Source organism: Paenibacillus marinisediminis (genome assembly GCF_054343325.1).
On the sequence record NZ_JBTGUH010000004.1, the window covers coordinates 22,043 to 38,186 of the forward strand.

Below are 16,144 nucleotides of genomic sequence, written 5' to 3' on the forward strand. Positions count from 1 at the left end.
GTTAAATTATGGTTCGCTTACGATGGTAGCACCCGTAAGATATGGTCGATATCGACCTGTCTTGCGGGTGCTTTTGTCGTTTTAGCGACGATGAGGGAGGTTCGTTTATGATTAAAAGGAGTATGATGATCTTCATGGCATGCGTATTGTTTATGCTGGCTCCGCTTAGTGCGGCAGCAGAATCAGTCGAATTATCAGCCACGATGAAGAAAGCGTTTGACAAGCTTATGGAGGATGCGGACGCCGCTCAGGCTAAGTCTATGAAAGCACTCTATCAGCAGGCGCTTGATTATCAACGCCAGATCACGCAGCTCGATCAGAGCATCAAGACGCTCAGCAGCGAGAATGATGCCGCGGAAAGTAAGCTAAGAAAGGAGATCATGCAGATCGACTCTGCTAAGCTGGCTTCACTGGATGCCAAGCTGCAGCAGACGAAGGATCGTTACAAGCCGCTGTTCAATTCCTACACTTTAATCAATCAACAGCTGGCAGCCGCCCGCAAGCTGAAGGATAAAGATTTGACCTCGATCCTTAGCCTTCAGGCGGATCAGATCAAGCTGCTCGTTCAGCTCGCGCGCGAGGACATCAAGTCGAAGGAAGCCGCACTTAAGGCTGCGAAGGATCAAGCAGCGAGCCTCATGAAGCGAATCCGCGATACACTAGCAGGAATCGACAAGCTTGAAGCGCGGATCAAGAGTGAACGAAGCTCCGTCACAGCGCTTAATAAGCAGACGTCAACGATGAAGAGCAGTGTATATCAGGCAATTAAGCTGAAAGATGTCAAGCTGTTGAATAAGTCACTCACCACGTTAGCATCTCATGTCCGCACCATCGTCACGCATAAAGAAGCGATCATGAAGCTCGAGCAAGAAATAAAGGGCGTCATCTCGAAAGCGAGAGCGATGCTCCCTCCTGGTTCCACTGTATAAGTAAAAAAACAGTAGCCCAGGAAAAAACTTTCCTGGACTACTGTTTTTGTGTTGCAGCGCGCTTATCTCATCAATAATAGCTGCTGCCTTCGACGAATTCGAATTCAAAGTCGGCAATTCGAATGATCGTGCCATCCTTCGCTCCGCGCTTGCGCAATGCATCATCAACGCCCATGCGGCGCAAGGTGCGCGCAAAGAGCAGGATCGCGTCATGCGAATTCATCTGCATGCGCTTCAGCATGCTCTCGATTGCCGCGCTCTCCACAACGAAGATATCGTTCTCGCGGCGAATCGTGAACTCCGTCTCTTCCTTCTTCTCGAGACGGTAGATCTTCCGCTCTTCCACCTCAGCTACTTCCTCAACCTCCGGTGCTACTGGGAGCTGTTCCAGCGTGCTCATCGCTTTATACAGCAGCTCCTGCACACCTTTCTTCGTTAACGACGAGATTGGCATAATCTCGATATCTGGGCGAACTTCCTTTAATTGCTCACGGAAGCTCTCCAAGTACTCTGCCGCTTCCGGCATATCCATCTTGTTCGCGGCAACGATCTGAGGACGTTCAGCCAGCTTCGCATTGTACAGTCTAAGCTCGTCATTAATCTTCTGCCAATCCTCGAATGGATCGCGCCCTTCTGTACCCGCCATATCTACGACGTGGATGATAACTCGCGTCCGCTCGACATGGCGCAGGAACTCATGGCCGAGTCCAACGCCGGTATGAGCGCCTTCGATCAATCCTGGCAGATCCGCCATCACGAAGCTTCTGCCGTCACCTACATCCACCACACCCAAGTTAGGTGTGATCGTTGTGAAGTGGTACGCGCCGATCTTCGGCTGAGCGCTGGATACGACCGACAGCAGCGTTGATTTCCCAACGCTCGGAAAACCTACCAGTCCTACATCCGCCATAACCTTCAGCTCAAGCACGACCCAACGTTCTTGTCCTTCTTGACCGTGTTCCGCCAGTTCAGGCGCCGGATTCGTCGGTGTCGCGAAGCGAATATTGCCTCGTCCGCCTCGTCCGCCCTTCGCAATAACAACCTGTTGGCCGTGACGAGTTAGATCCGCAATTACATCCTGCGTATCATCGTCAACGATAACCGTTCCAGGTGGAACACGCACGATCATGTGCTCTGCATTCGCGCCGTGCTGACTCTTATTGCGTCCTTTCACCCCGCGCTCCGCCTTGAAGTGCTTCTGATATCGAAAGTCTACGAGTGTTCTTAGTCCCTCATCGACTCGAAAGATGACGTCGCCGCCATTCCCGCCGTCGCCGCCCGCAGGGCCGCCATTCGGGACGTATTTTTCACGACGAAACGCAACGAGACCATCGCCTCCGTCGCCGCCTTTAACATATATCTTCGCTTTATCTACAAACATGCTGTCACCTCATTCAGTCATGCATGGCAACATCCACTGCAGTACAGGGAAATCACCGTTTGCATCCTGTTCCTTGTTCGACAACTGCTCCAGCCGCACGCCGCGTTCAGTTGCCATTTGTTCATATTGATACTTCACATCGTCCGGCCGAAGCAGTTTCCCACCGTATTCATAGCGTACAATGAATTGATCTTCCTGTCTGATCAACGATAGCCTAAGCGCTGCATAACATTCATAGCTGTCTTGAGGCTTCGGTGCAGTTCGAAATATCATTACGCTTTTCGCAATCATATCCATCAACTCATCAGAGCTTAAGCTTAACTTTAGCTTGGAAAGCTCGATAGCTTCAGGGATATGGACTTCAATCGGCATCGTGCTGCCTGATAGCCGCAGCTGCATCAGAAATAGTATGAGCTCCGAATACCCAAGCTTAGCAATCCGACTCTCTTCCTCCATGCGAAGCTTGATCTGCTCCACACATTGAGGCAGCTTGTCAAGCTTGTTTAACCGCACATAACCATATAACAACTGCAGGTCGTTCATCCAGTCATGACGTTGGTGATTCAAGATGTCCACCGCTTGCCTAGAAGCGGCCTGAATTAGACGCTGCTGCTGCCGCATCTTCTCCTGATCGAAGATTCTAACTCCGGTACCTATGCTTATGATGAGTAGTGCGACAGCGATTATACGCCATAACAGCGGGATATCCCATCCGATTAACGCTGCGGCTGAACCGAGCGCAACGAACAGGCACAACCCCATCCCCATACGGGTACTGCTTAACATATGCTCACCGCTCCATTTCACGTATACATACCAATTCCAAGCTATAGTATAGCATGTCTACGCATCCTCGTCATGCAATCTATATACCAAAAAACCCTCGGCGTTAGCCGAGGGTTTCAGAAGACGTCTTATGCTTCCACAGCTGCTGCAACCGGTGCAGCGTCAACTGGGTAGACGCTCACTTTCTTGCGATCGCGACCCCAACGTTCGAATTTAACAACGCCTTCTACTTTAGCGAAGAGCGTGTCGTCTTTACCAATACCAACGTTGTTGCCTGGGTGAATCTTAGTTCCGCGTTGGCGAACCAAGATGCTTCCAGCTGTAACGCCTTGACCGTCTGCACGCTTAACGCCTAGGCGCTTAGATTCAGAGTCACGTCCGTTCTTTGTGGAACCAACACCCTTTTTAGATGCGAATAACTGAAGGTTCAGCTTCAACATGTTGTCTACCTCCTTTATTTATTGTTCTTCTCTTGTATCTGAAGATACGATCCGTATGAATCTTCAATAGACTTCAAGCTAACAATCATGGATTCTAACAGGAGTTGAACCTGCTCTGAAGTCCGTTCATTCTCAAGCTGCGGAACACCGCTGCTTAGAAATCCATCCTTCATTCGGCTGTCCATAATTACACCAGTTAGAGCTTCAATCGCGTTTACAACGCCCACGGTTACGGCTGACACGCCTGCACACACAATATCTTCGCCATGCTTGGCATAGTTTGCGTGTCCTTTGACGGAGAAGCTGTCAATCGAACCATCTCGTTTCCGTGTGATAATGACACGAATCATGTCACACCTCTTACGCGTTGATGCTTTCGATTGTTACTTTAGTGAATGGCTGACGGTGACCTTGCTTGCGACGGTAGTTTTTCTTAGCTTTGTACTTGTACACGAGAACTTTCGCGCCTTTTCCATGCTTTTCAACTTTCGCCGTAACAGCAGCACCTGCTACCACTGGAGCACCTGTAACAAGACCTCCGTCTTTGGACACTGCCAATACGCGGTCAAATGTTACACTTTCTCCTTCAGCAGCGTTCAGCTTCTCGATGTACAATACATCGCCTTGTTGAACCTTGTATTGCTTACCGCCTGTTTCGATAATTGCGTACATTGTGTTGCACCTCCTCATGTCTCAGACTCGCCATAATCAGGTGATGACCATAAGCCATACTTGTGAACCTGTTCCGAGCGGTTACAGCATGTGTGCAGGTAATTAAACTAGACACATACTCAATGATAATAGCACAAGCCACCTGATAAATCAACAATGAATTACACTTGCCAGCTAGCTTGTGCTTTCTTCCCCGTACCTTCACATACTGGACATACCGAATACATCCGATTCATCACCTGTTCACGCACCTTTTTGCGCGTGATCTCAAGCAAGCCCAGCTTAGTCCATCCTACGACCAGACATTTAGTGCGGTCTTTCTTTATCGTCGCCTCTAGACGTTCTTCAACATGCTGCCGATGCTCTTCTGTATTCATATCGATAAAATCGATAATAATAATGCCGCCGATATCTCGCAAACGAATGAGACGCGCGATTTCTTCCGCCGCTTCCATATTCGTCAAGTAAACGGTATCTTCCAAGTGCGTCGTGCCGGTATATTTGCCCGTGTTCACATCTACGACCGTCAGTGCTTCCGTCTGGTCCCATACGAGGTAACCGCCGCTCTTAAGCCATATCTTGCGCTGGAAGGCTGTCTCCAGCTGTTCTGATATGCCATAGCGTTTGAAAATGGGCACACGGTCATGATACACACGAACACGTTCACTTAATTCCGGATCAAAGGTACGAACAAATGACAGAACATGTGTAAGCTCGCGTTCATCATCAATTAGCAGCTCATCCACATGACGCGAGAAAGCATCGCGTATGAGTCGTTCAACCATGTTAAGATCATGGTGCAGAAGCGAAGGAACTCCAGCAGGTAGCGACCGCTGCATTATCCTTACCCACTGCTTGCGCAATGCTTCGATATCCGCTTCCAGCATCTCCGTCGGCACATCCTGCGCTACCGTCCGGATAATGATTCCTTCCTCGTCCTTGCGAATGCGATCGCCGAGCTGCTTCAATCGTGAACGCTCAGACTCTCGATCAATCTTCTTCGACACGCCTACGTAATCTGCCTTAGGCATATAAACCACATATCTCCCTGGCAGCGAGTAATGCGTCGTTACGCGAGCTCCTTTGCCGCCTAGCGGCTCTTTCATCACTTGTACGATTAGTTCTTGTCCAACACGAAGCATACTTGATATAGGCGGTTTCTGTTTCGGTTGCTTCTCTAGATGAGGGTGTAAACAGTCATCAACATATAAGAATGCATTCTTCTTATGTCCGATATCGACGAATGCAGCTTGCATCCCGGGAAGCACATTTACGACGCGTCCTTTAAAAAAGCTGCCCACAAGCATTGTTTTCTCTGCGCGTTCTACTGCATATTCGATCAACTGACCTTGCTCCAGCAACGCCATCTGCGTTATCTGTTCCTCACAGTGAACAATTATCTGATTCATGGCATCACTCCTGCTCAAGCGCGTCAACATTTATTTTATCATGAAGAAGGAAGCAGTGAACATGTCGGTTTGTGGAACATAGATACATTTCAGCCTATATCATAGAAAATGGTTTTGAGTTCCTAACTGGAGATTGCAGGCGGCTTAGACTTAGGGTTCGGCAGATCCCATTTCGATGAATCCTGAAAGTAAGCGTCAATTAACTGCTGCTCCGGAATAATTCTCCGTATCTGCCCTTCTTGCCCCATAACATAGACTAAGTGGTAGCAGTCGCGGCGAAAATTTTTTAAGATATCAGTCATTGGCTTTCCGGCTTGTACAACGATCGGTGTCCCCAACTGTCCATGCTCTTCCCATCTCCGAAGCCGCTGTGGTCGATTCATCAGAAAGCGCACGAAGCGGTAAGGCACATGACGCCGCTCTATCCAGTTCGACCATAGTAAGAAGATGGCCAATACCAGCACATTCAGGTTGAACAATTGATGCTGCAGCATAGGAACCAGCGAATATAGGACAAGTGCCAGGCTTGCTGCGATACTCATCCAAGCGCCTAGCAGCAATGAGCGATGGAAGCTCATCCATCTGCTGCTTAGCGCCTGTAGAAACCGACCGCCATCCAATGGAAGAATCGGTAACAGGTTAAAGCCGCCAATCAGCAGGTTGGCTTCGATAAAATAATCAGCCCACCCCTCGCTCCACATCCCTGTCACTCGGCATAGGTATGCAATTCCGATTAGAATGCCGTTCTGCATCGGCCCCGCAATGGCAACCAGACACTCTTGCCATGCAGGAGAAACAGCGCCGTCTTTCGTTTCCGCTACGCCTCCGAACGGGAGCAGTTTAACTTCCTCTATCGACCAGCCGCACCAGCGAGCCGCTGCCACATGGCCAAGCTCATGAATAACGACGATGGTAAACAACGTAATCAATTCAAGCACATGTCCTGTAATGGCTGACATAGCCAGCAGCATCACAAAGAGCGGATGCAGCGAATATCTTGTACCTGCCCAGTTAATCAATATCCATCACGTCCATCGGATTCACAAACTGTCCGTTCTGCTTAATAGCAAAATATAAGGAGGAAGTCCCCTCCTTGGACATGGAGCCAATCCGATCTCCCGCTTCAACCCAATCATTCACACTTACTTCCGCGGCGGCCAGCTTACTATATATCGTTACTAAACCTTCAGTATGCTGGATGATCACCGTTACGCCTGCTTGTACATCCCTTACAACGTCTACAACTCTGCCCTTGGCTGCACTAACTACTTGAACAACCCCATGCTTCGGCAGAAACTCAACACCCTTCATGGATATCGTGAACGGCTGCAGCAGCTCACCTTCAATTGGCTTCAATAGCCGAGTGCCTGCTTGCACAGCTTCTGCTTCACTATCCGGCTGCTTCCATATAGGTATAAACGCTGGTGAACCACCAAAAGTTTCTTCATACCACGAAGCAATTGCAGAGAGATTCATTTCCTGCTGGAGAGAAGTGTTTACCCACTGGCTTGCTTGCTGTGTCCAAGGCATCGGAAAACGGAGCAAAACAGATCCGATCGCGAATACAAGCATTGCTCCGACGATCTGCAGCCTTAACGTATGAATGATTGGTCGGTGACCGCTCTTGTCATGATGATCTTCCCATCCGTACTGGCTGCTCCATTTCCGCCGTGATGCATTCCACTCCGTTTCAGGGTCACGTTCAACTATTATAAGCGGATCATCCGCTCGTGAATGAGCTTGAAGCTGCTCATCTATTAACCCTTGATGACCATACGTATCGCGCAAATCCCCTTGTTCTCTCTGTTCCATAATGTGCGGTTGATTTCTTAGAAAATGAGGAATATCTTCATGTTTACTCGATTGGCGATGAATGTCCGGGTCCGATGATGTTACTAGGGCACTCGCGGTTGTAAGCTGACGTATACGGGCTTCGCGTCGTTTGCGGATATCTTCCTTCATCGATGTCCCTCCATCCTTGTCCTTTGCTCTCGTAGCTATATGTATGACAAGCCCGTTCACGATATGAGCATGAAAATGGACATGACCATGAATAAGACCTGCGAATATGAAAAAAGCTGCCTTCCGAAGAAGACAGCTAATCACAACAATATATAATGCTTTAACAGCATCGTTTATTTTTCCAATTGATATTTCTCTTGATAGATCTTGATGCTCATGACCAAGGCAATACATATAAAATTCAACAACAAGGAAGTACCGCCATAACTAATAAACGGGAGGTTAATGCCCGTAACAGGCATCAAGCCGATCCACATTCCGATGTTCTGGAAGATCTGGTACACAAACATGGACACGACCCCGATAATGACGTAGGCTCCCCTGATGTCATAGCACTGAAAGGCAATAAGAATCATCCTGTAAATGAGCAAGAAATACATCAGCAGCAGGATTGAACCGCCTTGAAACCCGAACTCCTCGCCAACGACGACAAAGATCGCATCCGAGTACGTATACGGGATGAAGCTGCGCCGCTTCAATTCACCCTCCATATACCCGTCGCCGCTTAGACCGCCTGAACCGATCGCGATCATCGCATAGTTCGACTGATGCTTGGCATCGTTAGAGGCTTCTTCAGGATTAATGAACGTATTGATTCGTTCATACCAATGTTCCTGTCCCAGTGTATTTACGAAGAAATCCTTCGTTTGATCATTAAATGCGGTAAACATCGTTATAACCAGCGCGAGGCAGCCCCCAACGATGACCGCTCCCGTGAGAATGTGGCGATATTTAATTCCTCCGATCCACAGCATGCCTACTAAAATAACCAGGTAGATAAGCGCATTCCCCAAGTCTGGCTGAACGACTACGAGCCCAAACGGAATTAGCGTTACTAATCCTATGGGCAGAAGATCACGAGTAAACGTTAGAGGATCTCCCTCACGGCGGCCCAGCATATAAGCCAGGGCGATAATAAGCGTAATCTTCGCAACCTCTGCTGGTTGAAACGACATGGAACCAGGAAGATCGTACCACCCTGTTGCGCCATTTTTATCGGAGCCGAAGAAGAAGATACCCACGAGCAAAATCGTCGTTATTCCGAATGGAATGTACCAATATTTTAACAGGATACGATAGTCAAAGAGCGCCAGCACAAACATGAGTCCGAATCCTGCTACGAAGAATATGACGGTCTTGAACGGATAACCAGAGTACTGCGGATCACCTGCTGTTGCGCTATGAATGAGCATCGGACTAATGACCATAAAGCAAAGAAGGATAGCGACAATAATCCAATCAATTCTTTTAAGTTTATTCAGCAACTTGCAATCATCCCATTCCCAAAAACTTCTTCATCTTCGTCAGCATGCCCTTCTTCTGGTGAAGCGGCATGAGTGGGACCGTATCCCCTAGAATCCGGCGGGCAATATTGCGGTATGCGATCGCAGCCTTCGAATCTGGGTTCATCACTGTTGGCTCACCGAGATTAGCCGCCTTGATGACATGCTCATCATCAGGTACGATTCCGATCAGATCAATGTTAAGCACCTGCATGATATCGTCAATATCAAGCATCTCGCCGCTCTTGACCATATTAGGACGTATACGGTTAACGACCAGCTTAGGCGAGCTTAAGTTATTGCTCTCCAACAAACCGACGATACGGTCCGCATCTCGCACCGCTGCATTCTCAGGTGTAGTCACAACAATCGCGCGGTCCGCGCCTGCGATTGCGTTCTTAAAGCCCTGCTCAATACCCGCAGGACAATCAATGATAATATATTCGTATTCTTTCTTCAATTCTAGTATAATGTCTTCCACTTGCTTAGGCGAAATGGCCAGCTTGTCCTTTGTCTGCGCAGCAGGAAGCATGTACAGCTCGTCAAAGCGTTTGTCCTTAACGAGTGCTTGATTCAGACGGCAACGTCCATCGACAACGTCGCATATATCATAGACGATGCGATTCTCCAGACCCATAACAACGTCTAGATTGCGCAATCCGATATCTGTATCGACCATACATACCTTTTTCCCCAGCAAAGCAAGCGCTGTGCCTAGATTCGCGGAGGTCGTCGTTTTACCGACTCCGCCCTTTCCAGAAGTAACGACAATTGCCTCTCCCATGCTACTTACACTCCTTTGAACATTTTGAGGTCCTGTCGAATGCGGTGAAGCTGTGATACTTTGTCAATCTGCATCTGTTCATCATGGACATATGCAAACTCCATCTGCGTCTGAGCAACACCCCATTCATCCGGTGGACGACTGATAATATCTGCAATACGCAGCTGAGTTGGTGCGAATAAAGATGCGACGATAACGGCACGATCATTTCCTTCATAACCTGCATGCGCCGTACCTCGCAAAGCACCGCTGACTACAATATCACCAGTGCACTGAATGATACCGCCTGGGTTCACATCGCCAAGAAACAACAGATTCCCTTCATGACGTAGAACTTGTCCAGAACGAACGATTCCTGTCAGTGTCTGTATGATATAGCCTTGGTCTTTCTGCTTCGATTCGTCATCCGATTGCAAGGATCGAATAAGCAAATTACCACGCTGTCTTAATATATCTAGTATTTTTGTCTTATGCTCATCTTGAACGTTGCGAGCCCCGAGCTTGACATCAACATAGACAATAGGCCCACTAAAAAAATGAGGCGTATGCTCAAGTTTGTTGCGTAATTCCTGCAACAAATCATCAAATTCACATTGATCATCAAGCAAGAACACAAGACCGTCCTTGACTCCCTTTATCGTAACCATTGAATTGGCTGTCATCACGAAGCGTCCCTCCCAACGTTATCTTTTTCGTTATGAATGAGACAAGTTCCTGCATTACTTCACAAATTTCACAAGGAAATAAATAACAGGAAGAGCCGTACGGCATACCGCACCGTAACGGCTCTTATACTTCTTCTTCATCGGCAGAGTTGTTCGCGGGAGATGCGTCAAACCATTTGCGCATAGGAACGTATACGACCATGGCAAATAGCAATTGGATCAACAAGCTTGGAAGCATGTATTCCATCAACGCATATTGGAACGTATATTGATGCAGATTGAACAAAGAATAGATACCGAATAGAATCGACTGGTACGCAAAGGACCCCATTATTGAAATGACCATCATGGTACCCATCGACACATTGCGAGTATTGAACAACAAGCCTATTAGATAACCAAGCAGACCCATGCTGAACGCATGAGGTCCAATCATATGTCCATAATAAACTACATCCTGCAGAAATCCAAAGCCCAGCCCCATTAGAAGCGCTGTATGTCGATGCTTGTAAACAGCATGGTATAGCACAATGATAAAGACGAACTGAGGAACAATTCTGCCCATCCATTCATCAGGAATGAAGATTGGCAGCAGTGTACCTTCGATCAGAAACAATACAAACATGAATAAGATCATCCAGTTACGATTCATTATGGAGTCTCCTGTGTTTCTGCCTCAGCCTTATCCACTACGACGAACAACTCGCGCCAGTCCTGATAAGTAGCAGCAGGCTTGATTTGCGCCGTATGCGTTAGCCCGAAGTCACCCACTTGTCTCGAATCAACTGTACCAATAACAAGACCGCGAGGGAACGTACCTCCAAGACCGGAGGAAACGATGGTATCCCCTTCCTTCAAGGGATCACTTTCTGCAATTCTTGTCATCGTAAACGTTCCAGTACTCTGATCATAGGATTCAATCATACCAAAGGACTGGTTCTCTTTGCCAAGAACTGTAGCTGAGATCGCGCGAGAATTCGGATCCTTATCATCCATATTCGTCAGCAGCTGTACCGTAGAGGAGAACTCATAAACTCGACCGATGACACCTACCACACCATCAACCGCGATAACAGGCATACCTTCCTTAATGCCATCTTTCTCACCTAAATTAATATTAATCGTCTGATTGAAAGGGTCAGCCACATTAATTGAAGTTACCTGTGCGATACGATAATCATAAGGAAGATTCAGCTGTTTCTGACGCTCTGTAAATCCAAGCTCTTCCTTATAACGTTCATTCTCTGCTGCAACCGCATTATACCAAGCCTTATCACGAGTATACTGAGCGAGTGCTACCTTTAACATCTCATTCTCTTCGTAAGTTTCTTGGAGATTGGATACATCATGGAAAAAGTCGGCAATAGCAGAAGCAGGCTTGTAGAAGATCTGCTGCACGAACGTGACTGTATCGTGTACGATCTTCTCTGGCCAAGACAGCTTGCCGCGCACACCAAGAGTGAATCCCATTACCGTAATGAATAGTATAAGTCCTACCATTAGAATAAATAGTCGCTTGTTGCCTAACAGTTTAAACAGGATAAACACCTTCTCGTCGTAATGCAGTTTTCATTTTCGTCCGAAATAGATGGACCGCGCCGTACTTTAGATCCGACGCGGAGCCAGGTTGCTAAAGTTGCTTATATTACCACTTTGAACGAAGTGCGGAGCTGCTGCGAGTTTTAAAAAGGTGAATATTATCAAGCGCGCGTCCCGTACCAATCGCTACACAATCAAGTGGATTCTCAGCCACGATGACTGGCATGCCTGTCTCGCGAGCAAGCAGCTTATCCAGGTTGCGAAGCAGTGCTCCTCCCCCTGTCAATACAATGCCGCGATCCATAATGTCAGCTGCGAGCTCTGGAGGACACTTCTCCAATGTAACTTTAACAGCTTCTACAATCGCACTCACAGTGTCTGCAAGCGCACCAGTAATCTCATCGGAAGTAATGCTCAGCGTCTTCGGCAAGCCTGTCAGCAAGTCGCGTCCGCGAATTTCCATCGCTTCTTTCTCATCAAGAGGCAGCGCAGATGCGATGTCCATCTTCATCTGTTCTGCTGTACGTTCACCAATCATCAGATTATATTGACGCTTAATGTATTGGATGATAGATTCATCCATCTCATCGCCTGCTACGCGCACAGAGCGGCTCGTTACGATACCGCCAAGCGAGATGACCGCAACTTCAGTTGTACCGCCGCCGATATCGACAACCATGCTGCCTGTCGGCTCCCATACTGGAAGATCAGCGCCGATAGCTGCCGCAAACGGCTCTTCAATCGTGTAAGCTTCACGCGCTCCCGCTTGCTTCGTCGCATCTTCAACAGCGCGCTGCTCAACAGCTGTAATGCCGGAAGGCACACATACCATCACGTTTGGATGGCGCGGGAACAGAGAGCGTTGCTTCTGCGCTTGACGAATAAAATATTTAATCATCGTTGCCGTCGTATCGAAATCAGCAATAACGCCGTCCTTCATCGGACGAATTGCTCGAATATTGCCTGGTGTACGGCCGATCATCTTCTTAGCTGATTCACCTACTGCTTCAATCGTCTTCGTATCTGTGCGAATCGCGACAACAGAAGGCTCGCGCACAACGACACCTTTACCGCGTAAATATACCAATGTATTTGCAGTTCCCAAGTCAATTCCTAGATCTTTAGTTAAGCCACCAAACATGTTGTCAATCTCCTTTATAGTTCCTTCAATCTTATCTATTATATTACACGAGGCCTCGTTCCTTCAAACTCACATATTGGTTATCGCCAATAACGATGTGATCCAGAACTTCGATGCCTACCAACTCTCCAACTTCCATTAATCGCTTCGTAATATTTATGTCCTCACGGCTTGGTTCCGGGTCACCGCTCGGATGATTGTGCACACAGATCATCGAAGCAGCGCCATGCTTCATTGCCGCCCGAAACACTTCCCGCGGATGCACAAGCGATGCATCAAGCGTACCGATCGATATCGTTTCCTGCGCCAGCACTCGATTCTTCGTGTTCAGAAACAAGCACACGAAATGCTCCTTGCGCAGATGGCGCATCGACTCCATGACGAGATCTGCCGCATCTTCAGGGCGGCGCACCGAGAATGCGTCGGTAAGCTTGACTCGCGCCATCCGTCTTCCAAGCTCCAGACCTGCAATTAATTGCAGCGCCTTAGCTGGACCGATGCCGCGCACCTGCGTCAATTCCGTCATGGATGTATCAGCAAGCTTATCCAAGCCTCCAACACGGTTCAGCACACGCTGTGCCAACAGTAAAGCTGATTCTTCCTTCGTACCGGTTCTAAGCAGAATGGCCAGCAGTTCTGCATGGCTTAATGACTGCGCTCCGGACTGCATCATGCGCTCTCTCGGTCGTTCATCTTGAGGAAGGTCGCGCAGCATAGGGTATGATGCCATAACAATCGCTCCTCTTCAACTATTCATGCCGTATCTAGTACGGCTCTAATGAATGTATAGAACGCCGATCCGTACGCACGGATACAGGCAAGGCGTCAGGGTGTCTCCACCTCATATTCGGTCAGCATGTCTGCTAAGAGAGATACTGGCAAACCAACAACATTATAATAGCAACCGTCGATTCGATCGATCATCGCAGCACCGACACCTTGAATGCCGTATGCCCCCGCTTTATCGAGAGGTTCCCCAGTCGCAATATAGCGCTCGATCTGAGCATTCGACAGACTTCTCATCCACACGCGAGTCAGGCGATGTTTAACCATCGTATGACCTGAACGAAGATGGATACAAGCGACACCCGTATACACTTCATGCGAGCGTCCTTGCAGCATCGACAGCATGCGGAAAGCATCCGCGTCATCTTTCGGTTTCCCTAAAATCATATGATCCAGCACAACAATCGTATCTGATCCGATGACGATCTCATCATTCTGCGTTCGTCCTCGTCGCTCCGCTACGTCAGTTGCCTTGAGCAGCGCGAGTTGTTCCACGGCTTGTTCAGGAGTCCAATGCTCCTCTATAATTTCATCGGCTCCGCTAGGTATAATCTCCACGGGCAGTCCCAGCGTATGAATCAATTCTTTCCGACGAGGAGAGGATGAAGCGAGTATGAGAAGCGGCATAATTCGATCGTTGGCTTGCATGTTCTCCATTTTTTTACACCTTCTTCATTATACGTTCTCTTGGACGGGTTGACAAACTTAATATTACGCTAATTGCCCATCCAATTTATGCAAGCACGGACAAAGGATGCGAATACGACATACGCAAAAAAAGTCACAATGTTAAATATACCCCATATGGATGCAAAAAGTTACTTTATACGACAAAAAAATAAAAAATTGCTGTGATACACCGCCGCATCTGAAATGGGTAATAATAGAGCCGGTCTCTGTATAGTAGCAGAAACCGGCATATATATCGCTGGAAGAATTGTGATTATATCTTCATACCGTTCAACCACTCTTGTTCCAGCAGCATATATTGCATGCATGCCTGCTGGATATTCCATAGATGTGAAACAGCGGGCTTCTTGTTGTATTCATTTACGGCAGTAATTGCTGTATTCATAGATTGAACGAGCTTCAGCCATTGAGCAGCTTTATCTTGCGTCATATTTTGCTGTAATTTCTGTCCCCATTGTGTCCAGCGTAAATGCTCTGTTCGCAGCTCGTCCATCAGCTTCATTTCGAACGCTTCCTGCTTCGTCTGACGCAGCATGCGCGAGGAGTGCTTAATGAGCCATTCGCGTACGACATCGCTCTGCATGATGAAGCTGTTCAAGGTCTCCGGCTCACCATCGAATGCAAGCTCCGTTATCGCAGGGCGATCCAGCGAACGCACGTAGAGCGAGATTTGCTTCGCTTGCAGTGCTTCGCCCAAGAGCATGGCATCATCTCGCTGCAGCGCAATCGCGGTATAAACGCGTTGATTGCCATCAGCGTTGGAGAGTACAGCTCCTAGTCCAAGTTCCCGAAGTTCAGCGATTGCCTTCTCCGCGCCTTCCGGCTTCGAGAATACACCGTATTGCAGCACATAAGCAGTCGAAGCCGGAATGTTAAACTTCGAAGCATCCTTGTTGTCAGGATTATTCGTCCCCGCGGTGTTGGAGCCGCCTGTCACCGAGCTGCTGTCTTCAGTCTGCGGTCGCGTTCCCGTTTGCGCGATTGGCTTCCCTTCCTTCTGCACAATCGCTGGAACCGTCTGATTAACGTTCGGCAGATCAACTTCACCGCGAAGCAAGGACAGGGCTAGGAAACCAAACAGCAGGCCGGTCGCAATCGCACCTACCACAGAACCCGCAACCTTAATGATCGAAGGTGATCGTTTTCTGGTATGTGAAGGTCCAAGAACTTCATATTCTTGCATTTCATAAGCGGAGCCATTCTCCCAAGCCCATTGCCCTCGCTGGTAATCGGTCTCTAATTCACGCATCTCCTGCGGTTGCTCTGCCTCTCTGAGACTATTCACTGCAGAATCTGTAGAATCTGTAGAATCTGTAGAATCTGTAGAATCATTCATATCCGTCTCCCGAATCCAACGTTCTACTCGTTCCACCTCGGACTCTTCCACTTGATTGGGATCAAGCGTGTTCCACTCACTCCATAAGACGTCACTTGTAGGGATATGCTCTTCACTTTTGGGATCAGTATTTATCTTATGATCATTTCCACTACGCTCTTGGAAGCGAAATGTCATCTTAGTCGGCTTCGATTGCATCCTCAACCCACCATCCTTGTCCACTAGGTTACTATAAGCTATATGATAGATTCATATGTTATAGAACTAGAGCGCGGCATGAT

18 protein-coding genes and 1 other annotated feature are annotated in these 16,144 nt (G+C 48.1%); of the genes, 1 reads left to right on the plus strand and 17 read right to left on the minus strand.

The annotated features are described in order from the left end of the window. Positions 1–107: 107 nt before the first annotated feature. Entirely contained in the window at positions 108–929 is an 822-nt protein-coding gene (locus ACXX53_RS11320) for a hypothetical protein (RefSeq protein ID WP_458568761.1), read from the plus strand. A 70-nt stretch (positions 930–999) separates the two neighbouring features. On the opposite strand, the gene obgE is transcribed toward ACXX53_RS11320, so the two are convergent. The 17 genes from obgE to ACXX53_RS11405 all read right to left on the minus strand — a co-directional run bounded on the left by obgE (position 1,000) and on the right by ACXX53_RS11405 (position 16,061). Then, entirely contained in the window at positions 1,000–2,310 is a 1,311-nt protein-coding gene (gene obgE, locus ACXX53_RS11325) for a GTPase ObgE (RefSeq protein ID WP_458568762.1), read from the minus strand. A 9-nt stretch (positions 2,311–2,319) separates the two neighbouring features. Beyond that, positions 2,320–3,096, minus strand: a complete 777-nt coding sequence (locus ACXX53_RS11330; protein WP_458568763.1) for a Spo0B domain-containing protein — start codon at positions 3,094–3,096, stop codon at positions 2,320–2,322. Between the two features lie 128 nt (positions 3,097–3,224). After that, entirely contained in the window at positions 3,225–3,536 is a 312-nt protein-coding gene (rpmA, locus tag ACXX53_RS11335) for a 50S ribosomal protein L27 (RefSeq protein WP_458568764.1), read from the minus strand. A gap of 14 nt (positions 3,537–3,550) precedes the next feature. After that, complete coding sequence (locus ACXX53_RS11340; protein WP_458568765.1) at positions 3,551–3,886, minus strand: ribosomal-processing cysteine protease Prp; 336 nt, start codon at positions 3,884–3,886, stop codon at positions 3,551–3,553. Between the two features lie 10 nt (positions 3,887–3,896). After that, positions 3,897–4,208 carry a 50S ribosomal protein L21 gene (gene rplU / locus ACXX53_RS11345; RefSeq protein WP_458568766.1) on the minus strand — a complete coding sequence of 104 codons (312 nt, stop codon included), beginning with the start codon at positions 4,206–4,208 and terminating at the stop codon, positions 3,897–3,899. Positions 4,209–4,221: 13 nt separating this feature from the next. Then, positions 4,222–4,301 (minus strand) — a sequence feature (ribosomal protein L21 leader region). Positions 4,302–4,369: 68 nt separating this feature from the next. Next, complete coding sequence (locus ACXX53_RS11350) at positions 4,370–5,617, minus strand: Rne/Rng family ribonuclease (RefSeq protein ID WP_458568767.1); 1,248 nt, start codon at positions 5,615–5,617, stop codon at positions 4,370–4,372. A 122-nt stretch (positions 5,618–5,739) separates the two neighbouring features. After that, positions 5,740–6,636 carry a M50 family metallopeptidase gene (locus ACXX53_RS11355; protein ID WP_458568768.1) on the minus strand — a complete coding sequence of 299 codons (897 nt, stop codon included), beginning with the start codon at positions 6,634–6,636 and terminating at the stop codon, positions 5,740–5,742. Next, positions 6,629–7,579: a peptidoglycan DD-metalloendopeptidase family protein gene (locus ACXX53_RS11360; RefSeq protein WP_458568769.1), complete on the minus strand. Its 951-nt coding sequence runs from the start codon at positions 7,577–7,579 to the stop codon at positions 6,629–6,631. The genes ACXX53_RS11355 and ACXX53_RS11360 overlap by 8 nt, the downstream gene beginning before the upstream one ends. Before the next feature lie 173 nt (positions 7,580–7,752). Beyond that, positions 7,753–8,904, minus strand: coding sequence for an FtsW/RodA/SpoVE family cell cycle protein (locus ACXX53_RS11365; RefSeq protein WP_458568770.1), 1,152 nt, complete (start codon positions 8,902–8,904; stop codon positions 7,753–7,755). A gap of 7 nt (positions 8,905–8,911) precedes the next feature. Further along, on the minus strand, positions 8,912–9,706 hold the full coding sequence (gene minD, locus ACXX53_RS11370) for a septum site-determining protein MinD (RefSeq protein ID WP_458568771.1): 795 nt from the start codon (positions 9,704–9,706) through the stop codon (positions 8,912–8,914). Between the two features lie 5 nt (positions 9,707–9,711). Next, a complete protein-coding gene (minC, locus tag ACXX53_RS11375; protein WP_458568772.1) occupies positions 9,712–10,371 on the minus strand; it encodes a septum site-determining protein MinC in 660 nt (219 codons plus the stop codon). 124 nt (positions 10,372–10,495) lie between these two features. Beyond that, on the minus strand, positions 10,496–11,023 hold the full coding sequence (gene mreD / locus ACXX53_RS11380; protein WP_458568773.1) for a rod shape-determining protein MreD: 528 nt from the start codon (positions 11,021–11,023) through the stop codon (positions 10,496–10,498). Continuing rightward, on the minus strand, positions 11,023–11,919 hold the full coding sequence (gene mreC, locus ACXX53_RS11385) for a rod shape-determining protein MreC (protein ID WP_458568774.1): 897 nt from the start codon (positions 11,917–11,919) through the stop codon (positions 11,023–11,025). The genes mreD and mreC overlap by 1 nt, the downstream gene beginning before the upstream one ends. 97 nt (positions 11,920–12,016) lie before the next feature. Then, a complete protein-coding gene (locus tag ACXX53_RS11390) occupies positions 12,017–13,051 on the minus strand; it encodes a rod shape-determining protein (RefSeq protein ID WP_458568775.1) in 1,035 nt (344 codons plus the stop codon). 43 nt (positions 13,052–13,094) lie between these two features. After that, positions 13,095–13,781 carry a RadC family protein gene (gene radC, locus ACXX53_RS11395; RefSeq protein ID WP_458568776.1) on the minus strand — a complete coding sequence of 229 codons (687 nt, stop codon included), beginning with the start codon at positions 13,779–13,781 and terminating at the stop codon, positions 13,095–13,097. Between the two features lie 95 nt (positions 13,782–13,876). Then, the gene (locus ACXX53_RS11400; RefSeq protein ID WP_458569048.1) at positions 13,877–14,485 is read right to left on the minus strand and encodes a Maf family protein; all 609 of its coding nucleotides are present in this window, start codon (positions 14,483–14,485) and stop codon (positions 13,877–13,879) included. Between the two features lie 295 nt (positions 14,486–14,780). Further along, entirely contained in the window at positions 14,781–16,061 is a 1,281-nt protein-coding gene (locus ACXX53_RS11405) for an SPOR domain-containing protein (RefSeq protein WP_458568777.1), read from the minus strand. Positions 16,062–16,144 lie beyond the last annotated feature (83 nt).